The sequence below is a fragment of the Nocardia sp. NPDC001965 genome (assembly GCF_053594175.1).
Genome location: NZ_JBSFDZ010000034.1, coordinates 26,728 through 51,551, shown reverse-complemented (window position 1 = coordinate 51,551; position 24,824 = coordinate 26,728). Strand labels below are relative to the sequence as shown.

The 24,824-nt window shown below is 60.2% G+C and carries 22 protein-coding genes; 13 read left to right on the top strand and 9 right to left on the bottom strand.

From position 1 onward, the window contains the following. Positions 1–409: 409 nt before the first annotated feature. Both ACWCPQ_RS29545 and ACWCPQ_RS29540 read left to right on the top strand, forming a co-directional pair. Positions 410–1,636, top strand: coding sequence for a cytochrome P450 (locus ACWCPQ_RS29545; RefSeq protein ID WP_449904944.1), 1,227 nt, complete (start codon positions 410–412; stop codon positions 1,634–1,636). A 368-nt stretch (positions 1,637–2,004) separates the two neighbouring features. Continuing rightward, the gene (locus ACWCPQ_RS29540) at positions 2,005–2,889 is read left to right on the top strand and encodes a hypothetical protein (protein WP_449904942.1); all 885 of its coding nucleotides are present in this window, start codon (positions 2,005–2,007) and stop codon (positions 2,887–2,889) included. A 1,002-nt stretch (positions 2,890–3,891) separates the two neighbouring features. On the opposite strand, the gene ACWCPQ_RS29535 is transcribed toward ACWCPQ_RS29540, so the two are convergent. After that, entirely contained in the window at positions 3,892–4,395 is a 504-nt protein-coding gene (locus ACWCPQ_RS29535) for a hypothetical protein (protein WP_449904940.1), read from the bottom strand. Positions 4,396–4,778: 383 nt separating this feature from the next. Between ACWCPQ_RS29535 and ACWCPQ_RS29530 the strand changes: the two genes are divergently transcribed. Continuing rightward, positions 4,779–5,723 carry a transposase gene (locus ACWCPQ_RS29530; protein WP_449904938.1) on the top strand — a complete coding sequence of 315 codons (945 nt, stop codon included), beginning with the start codon at positions 4,779–4,781 and terminating at the stop codon, positions 5,721–5,723. A 296-nt stretch (positions 5,724–6,019) separates the two neighbouring features. Here the strand turns inward: ACWCPQ_RS29530 and ACWCPQ_RS29525 are convergent, their stop codons facing one another. Beyond that, positions 6,020–6,205 carry a MarR family transcriptional regulator gene (locus ACWCPQ_RS29525; RefSeq protein WP_449904954.1) on the bottom strand — a complete coding sequence of 62 codons (186 nt, stop codon included), beginning with the start codon at positions 6,203–6,205 and terminating at the stop codon, positions 6,020–6,022. Between the two features lie 361 nt (positions 6,206–6,566). On the opposite strand from ACWCPQ_RS29525, the gene ACWCPQ_RS29520 reads away from it, so the two are divergent. Both ACWCPQ_RS29520 and ACWCPQ_RS29515 read left to right on the top strand, forming a co-directional pair. Next, complete coding sequence (locus ACWCPQ_RS29520; RefSeq protein ID WP_449904936.1) at positions 6,567–7,232, top strand: TetR/AcrR family transcriptional regulator; 666 nt, start codon at positions 6,567–6,569, stop codon at positions 7,230–7,232. A gap of 10 nt (positions 7,233–7,242) precedes the next feature. Beyond that, entirely contained in the window at positions 7,243–8,151 is a 909-nt protein-coding gene (locus ACWCPQ_RS29515; RefSeq protein WP_449904934.1) for a TIGR03564 family F420-dependent LLM class oxidoreductase, read from the top strand. Positions 8,152–8,279: 128 nt separating this feature from the next. Here ACWCPQ_RS29515 and ACWCPQ_RS29510 read toward each other — a convergent pair whose 3' ends face one another. Continuing rightward, positions 8,280–11,303, bottom strand: a complete 3,024-nt coding sequence (locus tag ACWCPQ_RS29510) for a helix-turn-helix transcriptional regulator (RefSeq protein ID WP_449904932.1) — start codon at positions 11,301–11,303, stop codon at positions 8,280–8,282. 768 nt (positions 11,304–12,071) lie between these two features. On the opposite strand from ACWCPQ_RS29510, the gene ACWCPQ_RS29505 reads away from it, so the two are divergent. From ACWCPQ_RS29505 to ACWCPQ_RS29495, 3 genes are all read left to right on the top strand, one after another. Next, the gene (locus ACWCPQ_RS29505) at positions 12,072–12,353 is read left to right on the top strand and encodes a hypothetical protein (RefSeq protein ID WP_449904930.1); all 282 of its coding nucleotides are present in this window, start codon (positions 12,072–12,074) and stop codon (positions 12,351–12,353) included. A 54-nt stretch (positions 12,354–12,407) separates the two neighbouring features. Next, positions 12,408–12,869 carry a hypothetical protein gene (locus ACWCPQ_RS29500; RefSeq protein WP_449904928.1) on the top strand — a complete coding sequence of 154 codons (462 nt, stop codon included), beginning with the start codon at positions 12,408–12,410 and terminating at the stop codon, positions 12,867–12,869. Positions 12,870–13,952: 1,083 nt separating this feature from the next. Beyond that, positions 13,953–14,174 carry a hypothetical protein gene (locus tag ACWCPQ_RS29495; protein WP_449904927.1) on the top strand — a complete coding sequence of 74 codons (222 nt, stop codon included), beginning with the start codon at positions 13,953–13,955 and terminating at the stop codon, positions 14,172–14,174. A 39-nt stretch (positions 14,175–14,213) separates the two neighbouring features. On the opposite strand, the gene ACWCPQ_RS29490 is transcribed toward ACWCPQ_RS29495, so the two are convergent. Genes ACWCPQ_RS29490 through ACWCPQ_RS29475 form a run of 4 tightly spaced genes read right to left on the bottom strand, consistent with a single transcriptional unit; the run spans position 14,214 to position 18,452 of the window. Then, positions 14,214–15,482 carry a spinster family MFS transporter gene (locus ACWCPQ_RS29490; RefSeq protein ID WP_449904952.1) on the bottom strand — a complete coding sequence of 423 codons (1,269 nt, stop codon included), beginning with the start codon at positions 15,480–15,482 and terminating at the stop codon, positions 14,214–14,216. 44 nt (positions 15,483–15,526) lie between these two features. Then, positions 15,527–16,174, bottom strand: a complete 648-nt coding sequence (leuD, locus tag ACWCPQ_RS29485) for a 3-isopropylmalate dehydratase small subunit (protein WP_449904925.1) — start codon at positions 16,172–16,174, stop codon at positions 15,527–15,529. A 5-nt stretch (positions 16,175–16,179) separates the two neighbouring features. Then, positions 16,180–17,571, bottom strand: a complete 1,392-nt coding sequence (gene leuC / locus ACWCPQ_RS29480; RefSeq protein WP_449904924.1) for a 3-isopropylmalate dehydratase large subunit — start codon at positions 17,569–17,571, stop codon at positions 16,180–16,182. 11 nt (positions 17,572–17,582) lie between these two features. After that, positions 17,583–18,452: an isocitrate lyase/PEP mutase family protein gene (locus ACWCPQ_RS29475; RefSeq protein WP_449904950.1), complete on the bottom strand. Its 870-nt coding sequence runs from the start codon at positions 18,450–18,452 to the stop codon at positions 17,583–17,585. Between the two features lie 130 nt (positions 18,453–18,582). Between ACWCPQ_RS29475 and ACWCPQ_RS29470 the strand changes: the two genes are divergently transcribed. Then, a complete protein-coding gene (locus ACWCPQ_RS29470; RefSeq protein ID WP_449904922.1) occupies positions 18,583–19,200 on the top strand; it encodes a TetR/AcrR family transcriptional regulator in 618 nt (205 codons plus the stop codon). A gap of 76 nt (positions 19,201–19,276) precedes the next feature. Further along, complete coding sequence (locus ACWCPQ_RS29465) at positions 19,277–20,029, top strand: maleate cis-trans isomerase family protein (RefSeq protein WP_449904921.1); 753 nt, start codon at positions 19,277–19,279, stop codon at positions 20,027–20,029. A 70-nt stretch (positions 20,030–20,099) separates the two neighbouring features. Here ACWCPQ_RS29465 and ACWCPQ_RS29460 read toward each other — a convergent pair whose 3' ends face one another. Continuing rightward, entirely contained in the window at positions 20,100–21,002 is a 903-nt protein-coding gene (locus tag ACWCPQ_RS29460) for a 3-hydroxyacyl-CoA dehydrogenase NAD-binding domain-containing protein (RefSeq protein WP_449904920.1), read from the bottom strand. A 4-nt stretch (positions 21,003–21,006) separates the two neighbouring features. After that, entirely contained in the window at positions 21,007–21,906 is a 900-nt protein-coding gene (locus ACWCPQ_RS29455; protein ID WP_449904918.1) for an amidohydrolase family protein, read from the bottom strand. A gap of 65 nt (positions 21,907–21,971) precedes the next feature. Between ACWCPQ_RS29455 and ACWCPQ_RS29450 the strand changes: the two genes are divergently transcribed. Genes ACWCPQ_RS29450 through ACWCPQ_RS29440 form a run of 3 tightly spaced genes read left to right on the top strand, consistent with a single transcriptional unit; the run spans position 21,972 to position 24,720 of the window. Further along, positions 21,972–22,781, top strand: a complete 810-nt coding sequence (locus tag ACWCPQ_RS29450) for an SDR family NAD(P)-dependent oxidoreductase (RefSeq protein WP_449904948.1) — start codon at positions 21,972–21,974, stop codon at positions 22,779–22,781. Continuing rightward, positions 22,778–23,740, top strand: a complete 963-nt coding sequence (locus ACWCPQ_RS29445; RefSeq protein ID WP_449904916.1) for a 2-hydroxyacid dehydrogenase — start codon at positions 22,778–22,780, stop codon at positions 23,738–23,740. The genes ACWCPQ_RS29450 and ACWCPQ_RS29445 overlap by 4 nt, the downstream gene beginning before the upstream one ends. Further along, a complete protein-coding gene (locus tag ACWCPQ_RS29440) occupies positions 23,725–24,720 on the top strand; it encodes a quinone oxidoreductase family protein (RefSeq protein ID WP_449904914.1) in 996 nt (331 codons plus the stop codon). Before ACWCPQ_RS29445 ends, ACWCPQ_RS29440 begins: the two co-directional genes overlap by 16 nt. Positions 24,721–24,824: the final 104 nt, after the last annotated feature.

Below are 24,824 nucleotides of genomic sequence, written 5' to 3'. Positions count from 1 at the left end.
GCCGCATCCATGCGGCCGCGACAGCCTGACTCAGAACCTGGGCCGACAGGCCTCGACGAGGCGCCCATCGAGCGCCTCTCACCGAAGCCGATCCATTGCATTCGAGGTGCGCTACAAGAGTTCGTTGGGACGTGCAACCGTATTCGATGTCGATTGACGGGTTATCGTTCCGTGGATGGGAGCGATTCCAGTAGCGGCCTCCGGCAAGGGATCTCAGCGACGTATCGATCGCCGGGTTTCTATAGGCGGCCAGTGATGTGTCTTAGAGTTTGTCTAGAAAAGTATCTAATTCTGCCCATTTTGGCGACGGTGGGTGCCAGATGCCTGAGTAGGCTGCATGCCGTGTCAGAACTACGATATTAACACCAAATTGCCGTTAATTGTAAGAAAACATGCCAAAGGTAGACGAGTGGACCGGCTGGGATCATCTACCTATCGCAACGAAGGGTTGATCATGTCGCAAGTCGCGGAAATTATTGTTACGAATTACTCGGACTTGCGACGCCCTCATATGTTCTATGATCCCGCAACGCCTCCGACCATCATAGATGGGGTCGTCCATGTTTTCAGCCGCTCCGATGTCACTCGAGTACTGCAAAATGACGAGCGTATTTTCTCGCGTCAACTCGGTCCGAAGCTCCCGGACCCGCATCCGACTTTCCGAGCTCCGTGGGGTCTGGATTGGTATCCGCTGCATAACGTAACAGGTAGGCATACACACCTGCACTCGGTTATTGCTCCGTGGTTTCGCGCGACGGCAATCAAAACGATCGGTCCTGAAATCCAGGCTGCGCTAACCCTTTTGCTCGACGCTGTCATCGTAAGAGGCGAAGCAGACCTCGATCTTGCCACCGAGATTGCCTACCCCCTGGCATTACAAGCGAGCGGGATGCTCCTTGGCCTCGATCTGGAGCAGACGGATTGGCGGGAGAAACTCAACACCCATCTGGCGGCGCCCAGCTTCGATCAGATCCCCAGACAGCACGATGTGGACGCGGCCATTTGGCAGATTGTAGCCGAGCGCCTGATCTCGGGCGAATCTCGCGGCCAATTGGTGGACCGACTTATAGACGGATGGCGAGACGGGGACATCGAAAAGGACGATATAGTCCCCATTATCTGGATGAGCCTGGTTGCCGCGACCGATACCACCGCCGCCTCATTGGTAAGCATGATCGGGCTCCTCGACGAATTCGATCTGCTCGATCAAATCAGGGCCGGCCAGGCCGACGATCGGCTTATCGCGGGCGCCGTAGAGGAGTCGCTGCGGCTCGGCCAGGTCTTCGACAGTACCGCCACCCTCTGTACCGAAGCAACCCGGATCGGCAGCATCGACGTCCCACCCTACACGCTGGTAGTCGCCTGGTATTCGGCTGCAAACCGAGATACCGTCCGTGGAAACGAGTTCGATATCGCCCGGCGGCCTAATACTCATGTGACATTTGGACCACCACAAGATCCTCACGTTTGCCTAGGCGCTGCAATGTCTCGTTACATATTGAGGATCGCACTTCGCGAAGTCAGCTCCCGCTTCTCCGGGCTACGCCGCAATCGTTCAAAACCGACTAGGCAGATAATTGGAATTACCAACCGGTTTGCATCGGCTCCATTCACATACGATCCGTCACCGAGGTGAACCTTGATATTTCGGCTGCGTGGTGATCAAGAGGAAAATGTGGATGCGTGTCCACAATCAGCCGCGGCGGCGGTTTGAGTCAGAGAAACCTCGGTTGGACTATCGGGTTTATCTGAATCGAGCACAATTATTTCAAAACTCATCACCATCCAACTATGGGCCGCCCATCTCTGTGTTTGCTTGGGGCAAGTGGAATCAGGACTTTGGCTCGGCTAGGGCAGTCGTAAATTGCCCATCAAGGGTTCCGAACCGAGCCGTGCAGGTTAATCCCCACGAGTCCTGCGGACAGGTCATTGTTGCGTCTCCCACGACTCAGGGTGAGGCCACGTGGCTGAGGATTCACGTCGCAGAACAGGGGTTGAAATAGGGTGAGTATCGACCCGACTTCCGATCTTTTTCGCAAAATTAGAGATCTTCTTTCACACCGAATTCACTCGGTCAGCAGCGAGATAGCCCATCCGATACGCGATATCGCCAGAACCACACGAGCGGGTGTCAGCGAGCCCGTGTCGGCGGATGCTGACTTGGTGCGAGAAATCAGGACACGGGCGGGGTTGTCACCAGAAACTGAGTACCCCGATATTCGGAGATTGCGCTCTAATGAGATGCGCCAAACGGACGATATCCGGGCGGGCTACTTCCAACTGGGGCGACGGCCTCACGAAACCGAGCCTGCAACGTTCGAAGCGTCCCAGCTACGTACAGAACCGGCAGAGGACCTCGACGCCTTGATAAGTCAGGCCCGCACAGCTGAGGGCGGAGCTCGACTGGTGATAGGAGGAGGGCACGAGTTCAGACCTGCAGAACCCGGAGAAGTTTTCGTAAACGTGAACCCGGACTCCAGACCAGACGCTATCGCCGACTTCCGCAACCTATCGATATTCGACGACTCCGTATTCGATCGAATATATCTGGAAAAAGTGCCCCTCGCGGATGAGCTATCCGAAAACGGCGCATCCGAGCTTGGCCGTGTGATTAGGGGCGGCGGCCAGTTGCTCATTGCAACTGGAATAAGCAGCATTACGCCCGGAACGGAACGGAATATAAATGTTCGTGCGCTTCGAGCTGCCGGGTTCGGTGAAGTCAACTTCACCGTAGTCCGAGACGATCTGCTGGATCCAGATGAAATGAGCACTCTCGGCGATTGGTATGAGATCAGCGCTATCAAGACAGTAACAAGCAGCTCTGATGGTGTGCGAATCGATAGTAAACGGTCGAGTATCAATTTGCCGAATCAGCCGAACTCTGCATAGGTAGTTTTCGGCAATTTCTCATAAGGTCAAACCCTCCGAACCGCGTAATCTGAGCGGAAGTAGTGACGGAGGTGCGGCGCTGCGATGTCAATTTGCAGTGGTTTTCATAGATTTCGTCCGCGTGGACGATTCAAGCCATATCTCGTGTTAATGGATTCGACGATCAAGAATAACCGAAAACCTTGTGACCAGCGTAGGGGTAGTGGGGCGGGTGAATTTGACCGACGCCCTGTGGGTGCGGCTGAATCCGCTACTGCCTCACGGCCAGAAGGCTGACGCCCGGGATGGAGGAAGTTGCCGCTCATCGATAGGAACCCTGTGATGACCCCGAAGGATTGCCCGTCACGTGACGTTTTCCGTGCCATGGGTTGCGCGCAACCCATCGGTGACCTGCGGGCTCTTCGGGCTCCAAATAGGGTGGCGGGTGTTACCTAGTGATTGTGAAATCGCTGCAGGTCTTCGCCGAGGTCGTCGGCTGAGGCTGGTGGCGGATGGGCGCGTAATCGGCGATCGTGCGAGTCCGCCCGCACATTGACGGCGTGCTGTATCGACGGCGACCATCCGGCCGAGCCGCCGGACGAATCTGGACCTGCCGATCACGGTTCGGGTCGCGTCTAGCAGCGACAACTTGCAGTCCGATACCTGGCAAGCATTCACCTCGCTTGCTGCCTATCGGTTGCTAAGGCAGCCCCGACCTATCCCTTCGTAGTTCTGGGGCGAACGAGCCGACCTTGCGAGTTGGTCGTCAGGTCGACCGGCAGATGCCGAGACTTGCTCGGGCCAACGTGACGGTTTAGAACCGCAATGGTTCTATCGGTGATCTGTGGGATCTGGCTCACTTTCCGTGACGAAGACCGCGCCAGAGGGCTGCGGCGTCATCATTGTGCGGCCGTGAGAAGTCCAGATTCGCTCTGCGACTCCACCTGGCCCGCTCGGGCCCAGAGCCCCACTGCCGGGCCGGCTCGATCCCGGTTTCGTGCGGAGGAAGGTCCCTCTTGCTCTTCAGGGATGCTGCTGGTCTGTCCGATCGGAGCCGAGACATGCGATCAGTGTGTCCACCACAGACCGACCGAACACACCCTCCTCAGGAACGACCACGGTGATCATCCACAGTTCTGAGCCCACCACGGTGATCTCGTAGGGCTCGTAGATGAACCCTCCTAGGTGGATATAGGGGTCCTCCAGAGCCGTGGCCTGCAGCGATTTCCAGCGCAGTGGAGAGTACATCAGCATGAACGGACCTTCGTCCCGCCCGTCGAGTGCATAGCCATCCTCGTCCCAGGCGGTCAGCATCGCCTCGTCTCGAGCAACGAGTATTTCGTCGGTGAGTTCGCCCCATGCCACTGTTGCGGGGGTCCACGGTGAAAAAAACGCCTGAGTGTTCTCATCGGTCCCCGAGGCGACCAGGAGTTGCGGCCATTTCTGCGACCATCGGTCGAGAAAGCGCTCGATTGCCGCCGGGATGGGGCCAGGCGCCACCAGTACAACGTCGTTTCCTGTGATCATGATTTCCGTCCACATGGTGAGACCGCAGCGTCGGCCATTGTTCCGGGCACAGTAACCCGCACAGGTGGAAAGCCGTTCCGGCGGCGCCCTGGAAATCTGCGAAGTGACGTCCGCTATTCGAAACTGGCCCACCCTGATGGCGTGGCCTGAGCGCGGCGGGTGGTTGGGGTCTTGCGATCATGTCCGGCTGTGTGTTGATCATGGTCTGCGGTTGCTGCTGCCGCACCTGGCCGGAGTGGCCATCGAGGAAGTTACCGAGGTCAGCGGCGTGGTGTGCATCCGGGCGTCCGCGCTGGCGGCGGCTGTGGCTTGTGGGCGTTGCGGGTATGACGCGACCAGGGTGCACAGCCGGTACGACCGCTACCTGGCCGACGCACCGGTGGGTGGTGGTCCGTCTGCGGGTGCGGCGCTGGTTCTGCGACCAGCCGTCCTGTGGAGTAGGAACTTTCGCGGAGCAGGTCGAGGGGGTGACGGTGCGCCACGGGCGGCGAACGCCACTGCTGCGGGCGATGCTGGAGGGTGTCGCGATCGCGCTGGCCGGGCGGGCCGGCGCGCGACTGTCCACCGCGCTGCATTGCTCGGTAAGCCGGTCCACTCTGCTGCGGCTGCTCCAGATGGCGAAAGTGCACGATCTACTCGCGCAGGGACACAGCATCCGCGGGATCGCTCGCGGCCTGGGCTGGGGACAACGCACAGTGCAACGCTACTCACACGCTGCGACTTGGCAGGAGTTGGTCGATGGCAAATGGAAGGGCCCGCGGCCCAGCAAACTCGACCCGTTCAAGCCCTACCTGCATCAGCGCTGGGAATCCGGCTGTTCCAACGCCTTACAGCTCCACCGTGAGATCACCGAACTCGGCTACCCCGGCAGCTACGGAATTGTGCGCGCCTACCTGGAACAACACCGAACCAAACCAGGCCCCATCACCCCATCACCACCGACGGTCCGGCAGGTCACCGGGTGGCTCACCCGCCACCCCGACAAACTCGACGAGGACGATCGTCCACGCCTGAAAGCCGTGCTGGAGCGGTGCCCGCAGCTTCGCGCCGCCGCCGGGCACGTCCGTGCTTTCGGAGAAATGCTCACCACGTTGCAGGGCCAACACCTACCAGCCTGGATTGCCGCCGTCCGCGCCGGCCTGACCTCCTTCGCCAACAAGCTCGAGACCGACCTGAACGCGATCACCGCCGGGCTGACCGTCCGCTGGAACTCCGGCCCTATCGAAGGGCGCGTCAATCACATCAAGATGATCAAGAGACAGATGTTCGGCCGGGCCGGCCTTCCACTGCTACGCAAACGCGTGCTCCTCACAGCCGCACAACGATGACGCCGCGGCCCTCTGGCGCGGCCTTCGTCACGGAAAGTCAGCCAGATCCCGTAATTCGCTGGCACAACCAACCGCAAGGTTACCCATATGACCCCAGCGACGGTTAGCGCCCGCTGGGTGGCCGTAGTTTGAGAGAGTTGCCCGGCTCCGGTCGAAGGTCTGACGGCGAGCGGATCGCAGTGCCCCGTGGAATTATCGTGGCAACGACGGGCTTGCCGGTGGTTGCGTCGGTGAGCTGAACGGGCGGTCCGCTGACGTCGCCGCGGTAGCGGTCCCCCATTGCCTGAGGCCGACGATCACAGGCTACAGATCCCATGCCTTTGTCGTGGGTCGATAGTCGCAACGCTCGCAATTCCGTTCTCGCGGTCTGGCTCTCGGCTGAGCAAATCTTCGTCAACCATCTCTTTGAGCAGGTAACTCAGGGCAGGCGGTGAGATTCCGAGGTGATTGAGAAGTCCTCGAAACGATGTTTGTGATGCAATCTCGGGCCGCTCCGCGGTCTGCGGTGAAGTATCCGCAGTCGCCGCCGCTCATGTCGATGATCTTTGTTGTGGGACGACATCGGCGCTGGACATTGGCTGGCCGATCGGCAGCCCGATCGTGTTAGCGAATCATGGGGTGTGTCGCACTAGCGATGGGTGAGTTCAGCGGGACGGCCGGGCTGGCGGTTGCTTCCGCGATGGCTTGAAAGCCCGACGGCATGCCATAAACCCACGGACGAGGCTGCCTAGCTCGATCCGAGCCGGCGCGAAGCATCTGTAGTGCCCGAGGTGCGACGGGTAGCGGCTGACGATGTCCTCCAAGTGTTTGACTAGAAGTGAAACTTGGTCATATAGTCATCTCGTGGGACATCAACCGCGCGCGGACCGCATCCTGGATGTGGCGGCGGAGCTGCTGCTGCAGTGGGGGTACCGGAAGGTGACCATCGACGACATCGCCGAACGAGCCGAAGTTGGTAAAGGCACCGTTTACCTCCACTGGAAGACTCGGGCGGATCTCTTGCAGGCAGTGTTTCGGCGCGAATTAGCTGCTGCGGCAGATGAGTTGATTGCTGCTGTGCGCGCAGATCCGCAGGAAGTCAGGCTGCATCGACTCACAAAAAGACACTTCTTGTCCGTCATGAACCGGCCGTTGCTCAAGGCAATGGCACACGCTGACGTAGCAGTGCTCGGCGTCCTTGCCCGCGAACGAATGGCGAGTGGACATCAGAACGCACTGGAAGGTTACGTCGAGTTGCTCGCAGAGAATGGACTCGTACGGCCAGTTCTGCCGATCGACGATCTGGTGTACGCCTGGCATGCCCTTCTCACTGGCTTCTTCCTTGCGGAGCAGCACCCTCACGGCGTCGAACATGCAGCGAACGCCCTTGCGGTGAGCGTTAGTGCCGCGTTCGAACCCCGAGACGGAGGGTCGGAGCGAGTTCTGGCTGAACTTTCCGACCAAGTCGTCGCCCTGCTCACCGAGATCGCCGATAACCACCGTAGAAGCCTGCGCCACGCATACGGATAGGAGAAGAGATATGCGTATTGGTTTGATGGTAAACGAACGCGGCTTGACCATGGAGCAACTCGGCGACGAAGCGCGGATTGCCCGCGACGCCGGACTTGCAACCTTCTGGATGGGCCATCATTACGATTGGGATCCGCTGGTCGCCCTCACTGCAACAGCCCGTGAAGTATCGCGCATCGAATTAGGCACCGCGATTGTGCCGAGCTACCCGCTGCACCCGATTGCGCTTGCGAGTCAGGCGCTGAGCGCGCAAGCCGCGACTGGCAACCGCTTGACTCTTGGGGTCGGACTGAGCCACCGGCCGATCATCGAGGGCCGTTTCGGCTTCAACTACGACCATCCAGCCCGGCATCTTCGCGAGTACCTCACGGTGCTCGGTCCATTGCTCCGTGGAGAGACCGTCTCTTATCGAGGGGAAACGCTGAGTGCGGCTGGATCGGTCTCGGTAACTGGCGCGGTCCCGCCAGCATTGTTGGTGTCCGCCCTGGGCAGGCTCACATTGAAAATCGCCGGCGAATTAGCCGACGGCACCATTACCAACTGGGCCGGTCCGCGTACCCTTGCCAACCACATCGTTCCCGCTGTTATTCGAGCTGCAGGAAATCGTCATCCGCGCATCGTCGCGATGATCATGGTTTGCGTGACAGACGATGTTTCTGCTGCCCGCGAATCAGCCGCTACTAGCTTCCGGTTGGCCGGCCAACTCGACTCATATCGCGCGATGCTCGAACGTGAAGGTGTTGACACCATAGCAGACTTGATAATCACTGGTGATGAAGAGAGCGTCGAGTATCAACTCCGCCGCCAAGTAGACGTCGGCGTGACGGAGTTCGTAGCATCGCTTCTTGGCTCGGCAGCAGAGCGCAAGCGCGCGATAGAGTTGTTGGCGCAGCTGAATCAAGGTTCAAAGGAATCTTGACGTAGCGGGTGCAAATCGAATCGTATGTTCCGGGTACGAAGAATCTATCGACTGCCGGTACCTGCCGCTCGTGCTGCGATTCTGCCTGGTGAGACGTCAAGGCTACCGGATCGATGTTGTCGAGCCTCTCATGGATCGATGTTGCGTTTGCCCAGCGCCGCCGCTACAGCGGCGCGAGTGGAGACGTTGAGCTTGGTGAAGATGCGTGCGAGGTGCTTCTCGACGGTCTTCGGGCTGACGAAAAGCTCTGAAGCAATTTCGCGGTTAGTGAATCCCTGGACGACTAGCTCTGCTATTTCGCTCTCGCGGTCGGTCAACATCGGTGGCCTCCCGAGTTGATCACCCGTAGGCTGACGCCGTACACGTTTTCCCAGCGCTCGAAGCTCTTTGGCGGCCTCATCTCGCAAGCGCTCCGCCCCGGCGTCTCGAAGGATTCCGTAGGCGAGTTCGAGTTCACTCAGAGCCGCGTCTTGTTTGCCGGCATGGCGTAGGCCCTGGCCCGCAAGTAGCCAGCAGCGACCGACCCATACGCGCATTTCCACGGCGTCGAAGCATTGAACAGCTCTATGCGCACACTCTGTAGCGGCGAGGAAGTCGCCACGCGCTAGATGGATGCGGGCGCGAGCGTAATGAGCGCTTCCTCCAGGTGAGTCCTGTCCATAGGGAGCTTCCTCGACGCGTTGAGCGAGCGTTTCGGCGGCGTCGATGCGGCCAGTAGATAGTTCGGCCATGACCAACGCCTGGTACCAGAACGGACGGGTTATAGGAGGCAGGTGTTCGAGTCCAGGTTGGCTTACCGACAAGATTTCTTGCCGACCGCGTTCGTGCTCGCCGGCTTGGAGCAGAGCGTCGCCGTAGCACGCATGCGCCAACCACGCGAAGGTCGCATCTGGCTGGCGATCAGCGGCGCGTACTGCAGCGCGGCCAGCGGCCAGCGCCGCGGTCATATCGCCTCTCGTCGTTTCTACCCAGCAACGTAGTGTTTCTGCCGCAGATAGCAATTGGTCGTTCTCGAGGCATCGCGCTGCCTCGATCGCGGTGTGAGCGGCTGATTGAGCGTCGTGGAGATGACCGAGGTGCAACTTTGAAGTCGTTACACCAAGGGTGAAGCGACCGTAAGTGTAGGCATGACCGGTAGCGCGACTGACTCGCAGCCCACGTTCGGCATGCCTATTAGCGGCTCGAAATCGGTCGAGCGCCATCTCTGCGAAGACCAGGTCAGCGAGCGCTTCCAGTAGTAGGGGAGTGAGTGCGACATCGCGTGCGTCCATTCCGGCAGCAGCGATGTCTACCAGTGACCGAGCCTTCGTGGTTGCGCCCTGGAAACTGACGAACCAAGCGAGTGTGCAGGTTGCAGCGAGCAGCAGCGCCGGATCGCCCAGCGCTTGCGCCTGCATGCGGGCCTCCGTCGCCGCTTCAACAGCGGGCCCCCATTGATGCATCATCAAGCGGTTGTGAGCGAGCTCGAGACCAAGGGCAACGGCGTCTGCACTACCTTCGGATGCCTGCTCCAGGGCTGCGGTAATTAGAGTGCGTGCTTCTTCGGCCCGTCCTAGCCCGTGATCGGCGCGGGCGATCATACCGATGATCCGAACTCGGTCGCCGTCTGAGTCGGAGGGCAGGAGCTCCAGCGCCTGCTCCAGCGCGGTGCGACTTTCATGCAGACGTCCTACAGAGGCCAGGGCATCGGCCAGCGAGACGACGAGGGGCAGCCGTCGTTCACGTCCACTGTTTTCCGGAAGCAGCCGCAACGCGGCTTCGAAGTATCGTGCTGCAGCGGCGGGCGCTCGGGCCAAGACTGTGTGCCCGGCCTCGGTGAGAGTAGCTAAGGCCTTCTCGTCACCGACTGTGGCCGACCGCTCGATGTGATGTGCACGCGTAGTCAGAGAAGCGCCGCGCCCGGCCAGCGCAAAAGCGGCGCGCTTGTGCGTTCCCAAACGCCAGCCCGGCATAGCGCCGTCATACACCACACGGCGGACGATCGGATGTCGGAAGCGGAACTGCCCCGCGATGTCGGTCGCCCGGACCAAGCCTGTCGCGGTGAGCGAATCGATGCATTCCAAGACCTGGTACTTTCCGAAAGCCACGATCTCGGCCACCAAATCCACATCGAACGGATCGCCTGCGACAGCAGCAGCCTGGAAAATCTCAAGCGTTCGGGAAGGCAGGGCGGCGAGTTCCTCGTCGACCGTTGCCCGAATCAAGTCGGGAATACCAGCTCTTCCGATCCTGGGGGGTTTCGTCGCTATCTCATGCTTGGTGGTCTTTGCGAGTTGCTCAAGGTAGAAGGGGTTTCCGCCGCTCTCTCGGTACAGGCAGCGGACTGAAGAAGATTGCGGATCTTGGTTCAACAAGCCCGCCGCGTCTTCGATTGTCAGAGGAGCTAGCGTCATCTCATGTAGAAGCCCGTCGCGTGTTGCTTCCTCGATGGCCCGGAGCAACAACTTGGGGATGCGCTGCAGTCGGTACGCCAGCGCCAGCGCCATGCCGGGCACTGGATGACGAAGCAAGTGTCCGATCAGCTCCACGGAAGCCGGATCTGCCCAGTGGACGTCGTCAAGCGCCAGCATCAGCGGCCGGTCTCGTACCAGTCGCGCGAATGTGGCCCGAACTGCGCGATGAAACTCGAATCGCTCCACGTCGAGCGAGCTGGCAAGTTGCTCACCGCGAGTCGACATTGACGGCAGTACCGCGGCGAGTTCTGCTGACTGAGATTGTCCGAGCTCCTCGACAATTGTAGGTTCGAGAGCCCGGAACCGCCCATCGAGGGCATCGACAACCAGACCATACGGCAGTTCGCGTTCGATCTCTGACCCACGTCCCGTCAATACTTCCACGCCCTCCGTGGCGGCGCGTGCACACAACTCACCTAGCAAGCGAGATTTTCCAATACCCGGTTCACCTGTGATCGCCAGTGCGCCGGCCGAGCCCGCTATCACGGCGTCAAGCGTTGTTTGCATGCCAGCCAGTTCGTCTGCCCTGCCCATGAGCTGGCCCTCCCGGGAACTCAAGGCGCTGGGTTGCGGTGCCTTGAACGATCCCGAGATATGGCGACGTGGCAGACCGTGCGTGGCGAACCCTTCCTGAGCGGTGACCTTCCGAAGCTCGCTGAAACCGTGATTCCAGGTTTGACGTCGGAATTCCTTACCCATGCACCATACTCTGCAACGTGTGGCACGCCCGCGAGCGCGGATGTTGACAGTGTTTGCGGGACCTCCCGAATCTGTGTATGCCGCACGTGTCTGCCGATGTCTGCCGTGCCCGGACTGTGGGACGATCCGTAGTCGCTGTAGGTGAATCCCCCATACCGCGTCGGCCTGGGTAGTGGAAGTCTGGGTTAAGGCCCGGATCGAAGTTCAGCTACTACTTGGAAACTATGAGGACCTCGGCACGGAAGAGTGGTGGCGAGCTGCCGTGCGGGTCCCGAGGGGCGGCAATGCCAGCTGCAACCTAGTTGGTGGCAGTTCGTCGGCAGGATCGGGGCGTCGGTGCGGAGCGCTTTGCGGTACGCAGTCTTCGGTCTCGCGATCGACAGGCAACGTTGTCGCAACCGATCAGATATTTCTGCAGCTGGGGCATTGGAGATGTTCCGCCTCGACAAAGGGGTCGATGGTGGTCACAACGACGTGGAGTTCGAGTGATTCGACAGTCGCAATAACTAAAGTACCTGTTTGGCTCGACGAACATGCCATGTCCCGGGAAGGCAGGAATATCCATCTTAGTGTAGGTTTCGGATTTGATAACAGAACGGCGGTGTGGCAACTGTCAGGCTGACAATTCGGGCGCCTGTTATTTTTCTGTCGACGTTCATTGAATGCGCGAGGGTCGTGTGTCATATTTTGAAAGGAAATCAGTATGTAAACGTGAAATCAACGGCTATTTTTGCAGACTTTATCGACGTGTAACAGGCTGGAGCTTCCATGGAAAATATCGGGGTGGCGAGGTTCAAGGACGGATCCGTAGCTACCGGAGAGGAACTCGACGCCATCGCCCAGTGCCTGTTCTATGCTTCCGCTCTTGCTATGGAGCGAGCGCTACAGCGAGCGGCCGCAGCACGCCGCGCTCGTGAGTGTCTGCTCGAAAGTGATGAAGCGGCGAGCCTTTGTCCGCAAAGCCATGTGTCAGTGAGATTGGGCAATATTCGATCGATGAATTATCCTACCGGTCCTCAGGTTGGTCAAAAAGCTTCGGATTTAGTGTAGTTGGAAATCTGTATTGCTCGAAACCCATGGGTCGATAACTATGAAAGGAGTAATATGGGCAGCGTGGATTACAGGCCGAGTCAGATCCATCCCTCTGGTCAGTGGCAGGTTCGTCCGCTGATGTATGGATACCTCCGTCTTGACCTTCTGAAAGATGCGGAAGTCTCCGAGTGGAGCTTCCGAATGAATAAGTTCGCAGAAAAGCAGGGATATGAATTTGGGACAGTTTTCCACGAGGAGTCGCCCCAGACTTGGGCAGTTCCTGAGGCATTTGTCGAACTTGCGCATGAATGCCGCCGGACGGAGGCGCACGTCGTAGCAACACCCTATGGTCACCTCTCCGGAATGGCTATGCCGAAAATGTGTCTATTGAATTTTCTTGCGGCGCGTGGCCATGCCCACCTCGCAGAGTTGCCTGTATTGAGTGGGCAACTGTGGCGCCAGTGGGCATTTGCCAGTATTTCGATTCCTGAACTGGGGGCCGGCATCGAAGTGGCCGACAGGGCGGCACCGTGAAGTGCAGCAGATCGGACGACCTGGCTGGTCTGTGAGTATCACTGACTTGTGATTGCCATGCCGCTCACCACATTCTGCAGATGCTGCCGTGAGGCGGTCGGTTCTCTGCATCAACACCTGAGGTCCGGGCCGCTCGACCCGTTGCTGGTCCTAAATGAAGCCCCGCCCAAGGCCTGTCCTGCAATGCATCTTGCGCTCAATCGGTCAGTGCATAACGCGTGGATGATCATGTCGACGTGGCGGGTTCAGTGCGGGACTACGGGTGTCACCTGCTGGTCGGGATGAGCTGTGGAGACCGTGGCGTGCAGGTGAATCGCTCAGTTCGATGTCGCGGTCCCTCGGGATACCGCTGCAGCATGTGCGAGGGTTCCTAGCCCAGACCGGGGGAGTTGCAAGGTGACCTCTAACTCGGCGAAGCGGGAATTTGATGATCGCTGATCGGGAAGAGTTCTCGCGAGGTCTGGCCGTGGGCTTATCAGGAGGAACGATCGCTGTGTTGCCGGCGCACTCGCCGTCGACGATCTTGCGTGACATTGTCCGCAACGGCGGCCGGATCGCTCACTGGCCGCGGCTGCTGACCAGCTGGCCTAGCAGCGCGCGCGTCGACCGAAACCAGCCACACTCGCGGCCTGCCCGAAGTTGTGGGCGTTGGTGGAGGACAAGCTCAAATCCATGTCGTCGCCCGAGCAGATCGCCGGATGGCTCCTCCGGCTGTTCCCGAAAAGCTCGATGATGTGGATCCCACGGAGCGATCTACCTGTTACTGTCCGACCCGCGGCGGACAGCGGTCGACCGTTCTCTCACGCAGCGGTTCCGTACCAGACGCCCGATGCAACATCCGAAACGGGGCCGCAAGCCTGATGGGAGAGGCGTGATCCGGGAACTCGCGCCGATCAGTGAGCGTCCGGCCGAGGTCGAAACCCGGCAGGTCGCCGGTCACTGGGAAAGTGACTTGGTAATGGGCTCTCGGCCGTAGGCGATCGCCACGCCGGTGGAGCGGACCAGCTGGTTCACGGCTCTGGTGGCACTGCCCGACAGCACCGAATCCGAGCAGGTAACACCGCACCTGACACGCTTGCTGCTTTGGTTGCCCGCGGCGATGCGCCGGACCCTACCCGGGACCGCGGCCGCGAGATCAGTGGCCGCCAAACCATCATCGCGGCGACGCAGACACCGATCTATCTCCGCAAAACCGGCAGTCCTTGGCAACGCGGCACCAGTGAGAACACCGATCGGCTGCTGCGGGCTCGCATCAGTGTCGGCACCAGTGAAGTCTGTTATGACGACGTTGAGAATGGACCGTAGGCTGTGTTAAACGCTAGCTTTGCCGGCGTGCGCGTAGTTTTAGTCTTTGCCCGGGATATCCATCGGTAGTGAGGCCTGGCTATCTGTCGCCTCAGGTCGTGCCATAGAGGTACCCCTGGGTGCAGCTAGAGTTAGATCGCCAGCTCGCTGCAGGAAATACGCTCCAGCGAGTGCCGACAGAGGGATCAATAATAGGGCTGGGCGCAGCCCTCCCACCAGGCTGCTGACGATACCGACGGCAGAGGGGCCCAAGCTTTGTCCGATCAAGTTGATGGCAAAGAGGTATATCCCGGACGCGATGCCTCGCTGCTCGGGGCGACAAACGTTCTGCACTGCAGCGGCGAGAGGCCCCTGGAACATCCCGAGTAGTCCGGCCGGGATGGTGAGTACCGCCAGAGCCACGGTATCCGAGGGAGCGGCGAGGAACGCGGGAAACAAGACTGCGATCGCTAGTAACGACAGCTGGACCGTACGAGTGTGTCCATCGGCGCGTCGGCGGTAGAGATAGTCCCCGCACAAGCCTCCGGCCCAGATTCCGGTTAGTCCTAACACTCCGAACATCGGCCCCAATAGGATTCCGGCCCGGGCGGGCGTCCAGTCGAAGGCACGCTGGAAATATGTTGGTAGCCAAGCCAAAGCGCTGTACGCCGCAAAGGCACACATCATGCCTCCGAGGAGGACATAACGCAGCGGCCGGATGGATAGAACTTCCCGCGCGTGCGCCGGAAGAGTTTGTCTCCGTATGCTTGTGTGGCTTCGGCTCGCTACGTGCAGGCGCGGGCGGCGCAGCACGATAGGAATCAATAGCGTGAGCAGCAGACCTGGGACGGCCGAAGCGTAAAATGCAGCTCGCCAACCGTATTCCTGAGCGATCAGTCCGCCCAGTGCGAACGCAACCAAGAGACCTAAGGGGGATCCGGCCTGAATAGTCGCGATGGCGAGGCCGCGGCGCTCGGGCGGGTATAGATCCGAAGCGATGGAATGCGCTGGAGGAGTCGCCCCCGACTCTCCGACTGCGACACCCATCCTCGACAAGAACAGGTGCCAGAAGTTGCCCGCTAGCCCACAACTTGCGCTGACGATACTCCAGGCCGCGACGGCCACTGTGATGATCTTCGCTCGACTAACACGATCCGCCATCCAGCCAACGGGGATCGTCATTACGGCGTACACAGGTGCGAAAGCCGCACCACTGAGCAGGCCGAGTTGTGAGTCGGTGAGATGAAGGTCTTTGCTGATGGGGTCGGCCAGAATTGACAAGATCTGTCTGTCCAAGAGACTAACTGCGGTTACACCGAGCAGCAGCATCAGTGTGACCCGGCGTCGGGTGGCTGGCATGGAGACCGGTGTGGTCACTGCAGGTCGCCAGGCAAACTGCTGGGTGTCGACACGGAGGCATTCCAGGGCCATCGAGCTTCGATCGCCTGCTCTAGCAATTCCACCTGCGGCAGCAAACTCAGCGTGTGATCAAGTTCGTCGAGCCCGTCCAGCAGGCGCTTCCTGGCGAATTCGGCTATTGAGAACACATGAACTGTGCCGTTCCGGTCATCGATGGTCCGGGTTTCCAGGTTCAAGGTCAGGTGTGCGCCCGGGGCGCCTAGAAGGTGGTTGCTCAACGCGTCGACGTCAGATCCTGGGAGGGTGATGGGTAGCAAGCCGTTCTTCAATGCGTTTCCATAGAATATGTCACCGAAACTGGGTGCGATGACTGCCCGAATTCCGAAGTCCCACAGAGCGTATACAGCTTCTTCTCGAGACGAGCCACACCCGAAGTTGGGACCGGTCAGAAGGATCTGTGCCTCTGAGTAAGCGGGCTCATTGAGTACGAAGTCGGGATTGGGCTCGCCTTTGGAGCTGAATCGCAGATCATGCAGGCAAGAGCGACTGAACTCGTCACCGCGCCTGGCTCCCAGAAATCGCGCCGGCACGATTTGATCCGTGTCAACGTTTGCTCTCGGCAGCGGCGCAGCGATAGCAGTCAACGTTCGGAACTTCTCCATCAGCGCTACACCTCGATCAATCGCCGCACATCGGTGAAGCATCCGGTGACTCCAGCGGCGGCGGCCATCGCTGGGCTCATCAGATGAGTACGCACGCCGGGGCCTTGTCTGCCGACGAAATTACGGTTGGAGGAGGAGGCCACTCGTTCTCCAGGGCTTCCAATGTCGCCGTTGAGTCCGACACACATCGAGCAACCAGATTCATGCCATTGGAAACCTGCATCGCGGAAAACGCGGTCGAGCCCTTCGTGTTCAGCTGCCCGTTTGACGGCTGTGGAGCCCGGAACGACGACGGCGGTGACCCCCGAGGCGACGTAGCGACCGCGGGCTACGTGTGCCGCAGCCCGAAGATCCTCGATCCGTCCGTTGGTGCAGGAACCGATGAAGACCCGGTCGACCGGGATTCCCTCGATCGGAGTGCCGGGCTGGAGGCCGATGTAGTCCAGAGCCTTGACCATCGCCTCTTTTCGGACGCCGCTAAATCCGGCTGGATCGGGAACGCGTCCGTCTATGGCCGCGGTGTCCTCTGGGCTGGTACCCCAGGTGACCATTGGTGAGATCGTTGTCGCGTCGACCTGCACTTCTCGGTCGAAGGTCGCGCCTGGATCGGACGGAAGAGCCAGCCAGTCTTCCGATGCCTGCTGCCATACTGCCCCTTTCGGGGCATATGTACGATTGTGAACGTATTCCAAGGTGATGTCGTCGGGCGCGATAAGTCCTGCGCGGGCACCAGCTTCGATCGACATGTTGCAGATGGTGAGGCGCCCCTCCATGGACAATGCGCGAATTGCCGCCCCGGCGTACTCGATCACGTGTCCGGCAGCGCCGGCTGCGCCTATTCGACCGATGACGGCAAGTATCAGGTCTTTCGCGGTAACACCCGGTGCCAACATGTTATCGACAAGTAAGCGCATCGTTTTGGGCCTTTTTTGCCACAGTGTCTGGGTAGCCAGGACGTGGGCGACCTCTGAGGCGCCGATGCCCAGGCCGATTGCGCCGAGCGCCCCATGCGTCGAAGCATGGCTGTCCCCGCAGACTACAGTCATACCCGGGAGGGTGAGGCCCTGCTCTGGACCGACGACATGGACGATCCCTTGCTGAGGGTGACCAAACCCGAACGTGCGGACTCTCGATTTTTGGAGATTGCCGTCGAAGAGATCCAGCGCTCCGCGCTGGAAGTCTGTCAGTCTTCTGGCGCCGGGCTCTGTCGGTACAATGTGATCCGCCATCCCGATCGTGAGATCCGGGCGCCGCACTGTCAGTCCACGGGCGTTCAGAATCTGGAACGCCCGTGCCGAGCCCTCATGGACCAGATGTCTGTCGATGGCCAGAAGGGTTTGACCATCGACGTCCTCAACCAGGCTGTGGTGGCGCCAGATCTTCTCGAACATCGTCATCGAGGCGCCCATCATGCATCTTCTTTCCCGAACTGGTGCCGATGGCCGTCCCATTCGTCAGCACCAAAGCGAGCGAAACCTTCTCGTAGGCTGGGTATACTGAAGTCGGGATGGCGCCTCTCGGTGAGGGTTTCCGTTAGGATCCGGTCACACGCGCCGACCACCTCAGCCAGCAACACGCCTGGCAGGAGCGTCAGCTGGTAGCCTGCCTGCTCGATTTCGGCGAAGGGCAGCAGCGGGGTCCTACCCCCTGGGACCAGGTTGAGCAGGCAGGGGCCGCGAACGAGTTCCGGTATCGCCTTGATCTCGGCTACAGTTTGCGGCGCCTCGACGAATGCCAGATCCGCTCCGGCATCCAAGGCTGCGTTGGCTCGGTTTACGGCCTCCTCAAGTCCCAAGGCGGCGCGCGCATCAGTCCTCGCGATGATCAACATCTCGTTCCGTGCAGCGACCGCGGCTCGGATCTTGCTGATAAATTCATCAGCCGGGATCACGGACTTGTCGTCCAGATGGCCACACTTTTTAGGGAATAGCTGGTCCTCCAGATGTAGTGCTGCAACCCCTCGCCGCTCATATTCCGTCACGGTACGAATCGTATTGAGTTCATTACCGTACCCAGTGTCGGCATCGGCGATCAGGGGAATTTTGACGGCCTTGGCGATCCGGCCGGCATTGTCGGCCATCTCGGTCATGGTGAGCAATCCATAGTCGGGGTAGCCGAGAGCGGCCGATGTACCTGCTCCGGTCATGTAGACCGCCGCAGCGCCACCGTGCGCGACCGCGCGAGCGGTGATGCAGTCGTACGCGCCTGGGGCCAGTACGTGCTGTCGCTTCTCGAGTAAAGTCCGAAGACGGGCTGCGCCGCTTTGCTGTGGTATCACCAGTGACCCCTCTCGATTCAATCGATGACAGAATTGCTGATAATGTCTCAACTGTCAAGATTTGATGGGAGTTGCCAACGATTGAGCCCCGCTTGCATGGTTGTGGTGGCGGAGCGACCATGATGGCCGTATGGATACCCGAGAACGGATCTTGCGGGCGGCGGCTGTTGTGTTCGGTCGATATGGCTTCCGACAGAGCAACATGGAACTGATCGCACAAGAGACTGGGCTATCGAGGCAGGGGTTGTATCGATACTTCACCAGTAAAGAGACCCTTTTCGCTGCGGTGGTGGACGACTTGCATCGCCGCGCATTAGAAGCCGGGGAGGCGGCAGCGGCGGCCGCATCCCGAGCGGGCAAAGGTGTGGACGAGATCGTCTTCGCCCAGCTAGATGCACGTTTCGGTGTCTTCATGGATCGGCTTGGGGAATCCCTCCATGCTGCCGAATTGACGGAGGAGAACGCACTCCTCGCTGCGGACGCATCCAGGCAGTACGGAAGGCTCCTGGTGGAGTCGGTGGGGCGGGTCATTCGGACGGCTGCGGCAGTGGACAACATGATCTTTTCGCCCGATTTGCCCCCGGACCGGCTCGCCTACCTGATTATCTATGCGGCCCGGGGGCTCAAGGTTGCGCGCCCGGCTAGTGACCGCGCGGCCTTTGGTGTGGATCTTCGGCAGCTAGTGAAGTTGATGATGGCCGGCGCCCTGGAGGCTGGCAATGAGGCGTCAAATAGGCGCGCGCTGTAACGAACGAGTCGATCCAGGGCATTGACGAAGTGTACAGAAAATGCAATCGTGTAAACGCCATAGCAAGGAGGCTGGTATGACCGACACGCTCGGCTGGAGGCGGATCTACGGCGTCGCGACGCCGTCAACCAACACGGTTGTCCAGCCTGAATACGACGCCATGCGTCCGGTTGGTGTGTCCAACCATGTTGAGGGTATGCACATTCCGGACGACCTGTTGCGTAGCAACGCTGACGGTGAGGAGTTGATCCGCCGTATAGACGCGGCCCTCGAGAACGCCGTCGACCGGCTGGCCACCTGCGGTCCCGACCATATCGTCCTGGGCATCTCTGCGGAGAGTGTCTGGGGCGGCGGATTGGAGCCGTCGCGCCGCATCGCTGAGCGGATCCGGTCCCGCGCCGGTGACCTACCCGTGACTCAGGCCGCAGACGCGCTGCCGGCGGCGTTGAAGGCAATGGGCGTCACTCGTAAGGTCGCGGTCGTGGATCCGTACTCGGAGATTGCGGAAGGTCACCTTGCCGAGTTCTTCGAGGAGGTGGGCTTTCAATTGGTGCGTTGTGCGCATATCCCGGCCACGAGCCCGACCCTGATTGCACACACCACTGAGGCTGCGCTGATTCGGGCCTTGCACGCGGTCGACGGGGATGATGTCGGGGCGATAGTACAGTTCGGTGCGAATCTCCCGGCTGCGCAGTTGATGGGTGAGGCCGAGCGCTGGCTGGGCAAGCCGGTGATCGCGGTGAATACTGCGACGTACTGGCATGCACTGCGTAGTGATGGTATCGATGACAAGATCCGGGGGTTCGGCAGTTTGCTCAGCCACTACTGAATCTATCTATATCGGTACTTGCGCACCCGGGTTGGGGCCGCCGCTTGTTGGCGACCCCGACCCGGAGCGGTTATTTGGTCAAAGCGGCCAGCAGCTGACGGCACTGGACGACCCAGCGGTCACGGTCGTCCTCGATCTCCTTTATGCTGCGGCCCGCCGCCTCGGCATGCACACCAGCGACAAGGCGCGCCATCGGCGTGTCGGCGTAATCATCGCCGATGAGCGCGCCGAAACTGGCTAAAAACCCTTCTATGCCTCGCTCGCCGCCGGCGAGATGCATGTTGAGCAGGGGACCGATCCTTGGCGACCGAAGGCCCGGCCCCCAGGTCATTGCCTGATCAACGACTTCGGGGCTCCCGATGCCTTCTAGCACCAGGTTGACGGCCTCGCGAGTGAGGGCCGATTGCAGGCGATTGACTATATGGCCGGGGGTCTCTTTGCTCAGCCGTAGCGGTCGCTTACCAACGGAGCGGTAGAACTCTATTGCGGCGAACATCGTCGCATCTGTGGTCTTGTCTCCTCCGACAACCTCGACCAGCGGCATCAGGTGAGGAGGGTTGAGCGGATGGCCGATCACCATTCGCCCAGGATGAGAGGCGTCTTCCTGGATCTGGCTCATCGGAATGCTGGACGAGCTGGATGCGATCGTGGTTTGTTTCGGCGCTGCATCGTCGATTTGACTGAACAGTCCCCTCTTTATCTCGAGATCCTCGGGGCCGTTCTCCTGAACAAAGTCGGCATCGGTCACGGCGGATGGGATATCGTGCACGAAGCGGAGCCGATCCGGCTCTGGTTCCGAATCAACTTCCCCTAATTCGCGCAATACGGGCCAGGCGCGCTCCAGCCGCGCACGCATTCTTTGTTCTGCCTCCGGATCGGGGTCGGTCACGATGACCTGATGTCCGTACGCCAGGAAGGTGGCAGCCCAACCTGCCCCCATCAGTCCTCCGCCTACGAGCGCGATCTTGCTCATTCAGTCAAATCCTCTCTGTCGGTTTGCGCAGGGTCTTTGGAAATCCGTAGAGCCGGGCCGGGTTGTGCACCAGAATCGCGGCGAGGTCGGCTGCGGCTGGGATCGCGCGGCTCAGCAGGTCCAGCAAGTCGCCCTCCTCTGGAGCCGGCGCGGCCAAGCCGGGGTGCGGCCAATTGCTGCCCCATACGGTGCGGCTGGGAGCAATCGAATACAGAGCCGCCATCAGCTCAATTGTGTCGTCATGATGCGGACGGTCTGGTGAGATGAAGTATGGCGCCGACAACTTGACCCAGGCCCCCGCGTCAGTCAGCAGGTGCTGCAGAGCGGCGAAGGCCCTGCTGGCCAAAGCCCCCGCGGCGGGCAGCATTCCCATGTGGTCGATCACGACCGGTACAGGGAGCCTCGCAAGTGTTTCGGCGTGTTCGGCGATATCCTCGGCATCGAGTATGACCTGGATGTGCCAACCGAGATCGGCCAGTCGGGCTGCAATGGCATCCAGGTCGGCGAGCGTCACCGAGTTCGGGTAGCGCGGATTGATTCTGAGGCCTCGCACGCCCGCAACATGCAGCCGTTCCAATTCGCGGTCAGCGACATCGGTTTGCGCAACCGCGACACCACGCAGACGATCGGGGTGAGCATTCAACGCGTCCACCAGCAAGCGGTGGTCGGTTCCGTAAACGCTGGGCTGAACTAGAACCGCCCGATCGATTCCTACTATGTGGCAAACATCCAGGTAATGCCGCAGAAACGCATCGGCCGGAGTGTACGTGCGTGGCTCAACATACGGGTATCGATCAACCGGTCCGAAGACGTGGAAGTGAGTGTCGCAGGCTCCCGGTGGCAACGGTTCCGACGGTGGGCGTGGCTGAAGGTTTGGCGGCAGGAACTGCGGATTTGTCTGCATGGCGTTGTCCTTAGGAACACGGGGTTTGCGCTCTCCTCTTGACAGAGTAGCGAAAAGTGTCCTATATGTATCACATGCGAGCAAGTAGATTCTCTGGACGAACTGCAGTCGTGACTGGCGCAGCGCGCGGGATCGGGCTGGCATGCGCCGAACGCTTCGCCCGTGAAGGTGCATCCGTTGCGATAATCGATCTGCCTGAATCGGATGGAGCCGCGCAAGCCGAGCGGCTCACGGAGGAGGGCGCAACAGTGCGTTTCTACCCCTGCGACGTCACTGTCAAGGATGCGGTTGCTGAGACATTCGATGCCATCGCTGCGGAGATAGGCGTGCCGGACATCCTGCACGCCAACGCCGGTATCCTGCGAGGCAGTGACTTTCCTGACACCACCGAGCAAGAATGGGGCGAGGTGCTCGGGGCCAACTTGACGTCCGTATTTCTGTGCGGACAAGCCGCCGCGCGGTTGATGATCGCGCATGAACAGACCGGCGCGATCGTGAACACAGCATCGATCGCCGTGCTGCTCACAGCGGCCGAAGGGGCCGCATACAGTGCCTCTAAGGGGGGAGTTGCTGCGCTGACCAAGGCGATGGCGCTGAGCCTTGCCCGGCATGGCATCCGGGTCAACGCAATAGGGCCGGGCACTGTCGTCACGGATATGATGGCACCTGCTCTGGCTCATGATGCACTCTCCGAGAAGATTCTGTCACGCACGCCGTTGGGACGGTTCGCCCAACCAGCTGACATCGCAGGTGTTGTGGCATTCCTTGCATGTGACGATGCTGCCTACCTCACCGGGCAGGTCATCTACATCGATGGCGGTCGGCTCGCTCTCAACTACACCACGACTGCATCGCCGACGGCCGGTCGCTCATGAACACCGACGCGCATGTTCTACTAACTGAGCCGATTCCTCCTATCCTTTATGGTTTGGAGCAGCATTTCACTGTGCACCGCCTGTGGGAAATGGATCGAACCAAGCTTATCCGCCAATTCGGACCCCGGATCGGAGCGATCGCTGTTGGCCCCAAGGCTGTGGTGGATGCCGAGTTGATCCACGCGTTGCCCGCCTTGGGGATAATTGCGAAGTTCGGCGTTGGCTACGACACCATTGACGTTGAGGCCGCTGCGCGCCGTAACGTCGTGGTTACCAACACAGCCGGGGTGCCGACCGAGGAAGTCGCCGACTTCGCGCTCGCCCTATTGCTCGCGGCCGTCCGTCAGATACCACAGGCTGCTCGATATCTAGCCGATGGCTCGTGGGGGCCGGAGCAATTCTTCCCTCTCACTGCAACATTGAGGGGGCGGAAAGTGGGTATCCTGGGGCTCGGGGCGATCGGCAAAGCTGTCGCCCGACGGTGCGAGGGCTTCGGTCTACCGGTTGCGTACTACAGCCGCACCAGGCAACGAGATGTCCCATACGTCTACCATGCCTCACCGCAGGCCCTTGCCGCTGACGTCGATACGCTATTCGTCACGGCAGCAGGCGGGCCCGACAGTATCGGGCTAGTGGATGCCGAGGTGCTGCGCGCACTCGGCCCGAACGGCGTGCTTGTCAATGTTGCACGTGGTGCCATTATCGACCAGTCAGCGCTCGTCACTGCACTGCGTGAGCGCACCATCCTAACGGCGGCACTGGATGTGTTCCTCGGTGAACCTGAGGTGCCGAAGGAATTATTGGCGTTCGAGCACATCGTGGTGACCCCGCACACTGCAGCCGGGTCGTTGCATGCGGTACTGGGCATGTGCCAATTGGTCGTGGACAATTTGGCGTCCTGGTTTTCCGGCGGCGGTCCGCTGACCCCCGTCACTGAAACTCCTTGGAAGAAAAGTTGATGCGCGCAATTCAAATCACCGCCTTCGGCGGACCCGAAGTGCTCAGTGAAACGGTGATATCGGCGCCGAAGCCCACTGCCGGACAAGTCGCGATTGAGGTTGAAGCGGCGGGAGTTAACTTTGCCGAGATTCTCATCCGAAAAGGCATGATGCCTGGGATTTATCCACCTATTGTGCCCGGACTGGAAGTAGCCGGCCGGGTTTGCGCATTGGGTGAGGGTGTGCATGACTTCACGGTCGGCACGCCGGTTGCTGCCTTTACGTTTTCGGGGTACGCCCAGACCGCTGTTGTGGACGCACGGCTCGCAGTCTCATTGGCTGGGCTCACCGACAGCCTGTTTGCTGCGACGATTCCCTGCGCTGCAGTTACGGCATATCTCATGCTTGAGCGTGTTGCCCGGCTGCGGGAAGGGGAAGATGTTCTTATCCACGGGGCTGCTGGCGGGGTGGGAAGTATGGCTGTGCAGATTGCGCGCGCACTCGGAGCGAGACGTGTCTTCGGCACAATCGGAAACTCTGAAAAGTCGGTGTTTGCAGCCGATTTAGGGTATGATCATGTAATCGAACGCGCTAATTTCGGTGAGGCCGTCTCACGGCTCACTCAAGGGCGTGGAGTCGATGTCGTGCTGGAGATGGTCGGCGGGGATCATGTGGCACGCAGCATACACAGCTTGGCTCCCGGCGGCAGGGTCGTCTATTTCGGAGACCCTGGTTTTACCAGTGAAGCCACTGTGGCTCTACAGGGTCTGCGATCCGGAAACCACGGCGTGCTGGGCTTCTCGCTCGGCGCGCTGTGTGGACAGAATCCTGAAATCTGGCGACCGGCTGCCGAAAATCTCCTACGAATGATCGATAGCGGGCATTTACGCAGCACGGTAACCGAAATATTTCCACTGTCCGGGGCGGCCGATGCCCATGAGCGTTTGGAATCCGGACAAACAGTTGGCAAGCTTGTCTTGCGCGTTCCTTCCGCCAGCTGATCGCCCACGTGGCCGCGATTATCCATGTCAGTTCACAACGGCAACTAGGACTGGCATCAGCTCGTTGGCGGCCAAGGCACTAGACCGGTCTTGAATATTACGCG

Coding starts and splice junctions, on each gene's coding strand:
- ACWCPQ_RS29455 (WP_449904918.1), bottom strand. CDS start 21,906: ATGCAGACAAATCCGCAGTTCCTGCCGCCAAACCTTCAGCCACGCCCA.
- ACWCPQ_RS29535 (WP_449904940.1), bottom strand. CDS start 4,395: ATGATCACAGGAAACGACGTTGTACTGGTGGCGCCTGGCCCCATCCCG.
- ACWCPQ_RS29445 (WP_449904916.1), top strand. CDS start 22,778: ATGAACACCGACGCGCATGTTCTACTAACTGAGCCGATTCCTCCTATC.
- ACWCPQ_RS29460 (WP_449904920.1), bottom strand. CDS start 21,002: ATGAGCAAGATCGCGCTCGTAGGCGGAGGACTGATGGGGGCAGGTTGG.
- ACWCPQ_RS29450 (WP_449904948.1), top strand. CDS start 21,972: ATGTATCACATGCGAGCAAGTAGATTCTCTGGACGAACTGCAGTCGTG.
- ACWCPQ_RS29510 (WP_449904932.1), bottom strand. CDS start 11,303: ATGGGTAAGGAATTCCGACGTCAAACCTGGAATCACGGTTTCAGCGAG.
- ACWCPQ_RS29515 (WP_449904934.1), top strand. CDS start 7,243: ATGCGTATTGGTTTGATGGTAAACGAACGCGGCTTGACCATGGAGCAA.
- ACWCPQ_RS29500 (WP_449904928.1), top strand. CDS start 12,408: ATGGGCAGCGTGGATTACAGGCCGAGTCAGATCCATCCCTCTGGTCAG.
- leuC (WP_449904924.1), bottom strand. CDS start 17,571: ATGACGATGTTCGAGAAGATCTGGCGCCACCACAGCCTGGTTGAGGAC.
- ACWCPQ_RS29470 (WP_449904922.1), top strand. CDS start 18,583: ATGGATACCCGAGAACGGATCTTGCGGGCGGCGGCTGTTGTGTTCGGT.
- ACWCPQ_RS29490 (WP_449904952.1), bottom strand. CDS start 15,482: ATGCTGCTGCTCGGTGTAACCGCAGTTAGTCTCTTGGACAGACAGATC.
- ACWCPQ_RS29465 (WP_449904921.1), top strand. CDS start 19,277: ATGACCGACACGCTCGGCTGGAGGCGGATCTACGGCGTCGCGACGCCG.
- ACWCPQ_RS29505 (WP_449904930.1), top strand. CDS start 12,072: ATGGAAAATATCGGGGTGGCGAGGTTCAAGGACGGATCCGTAGCTACC.
- leuD (WP_449904925.1), bottom strand. CDS start 16,174: ATGGAGAAGTTCCGAACGTTGACTGCTATCGCTGCGCCGCTGCCGAGA.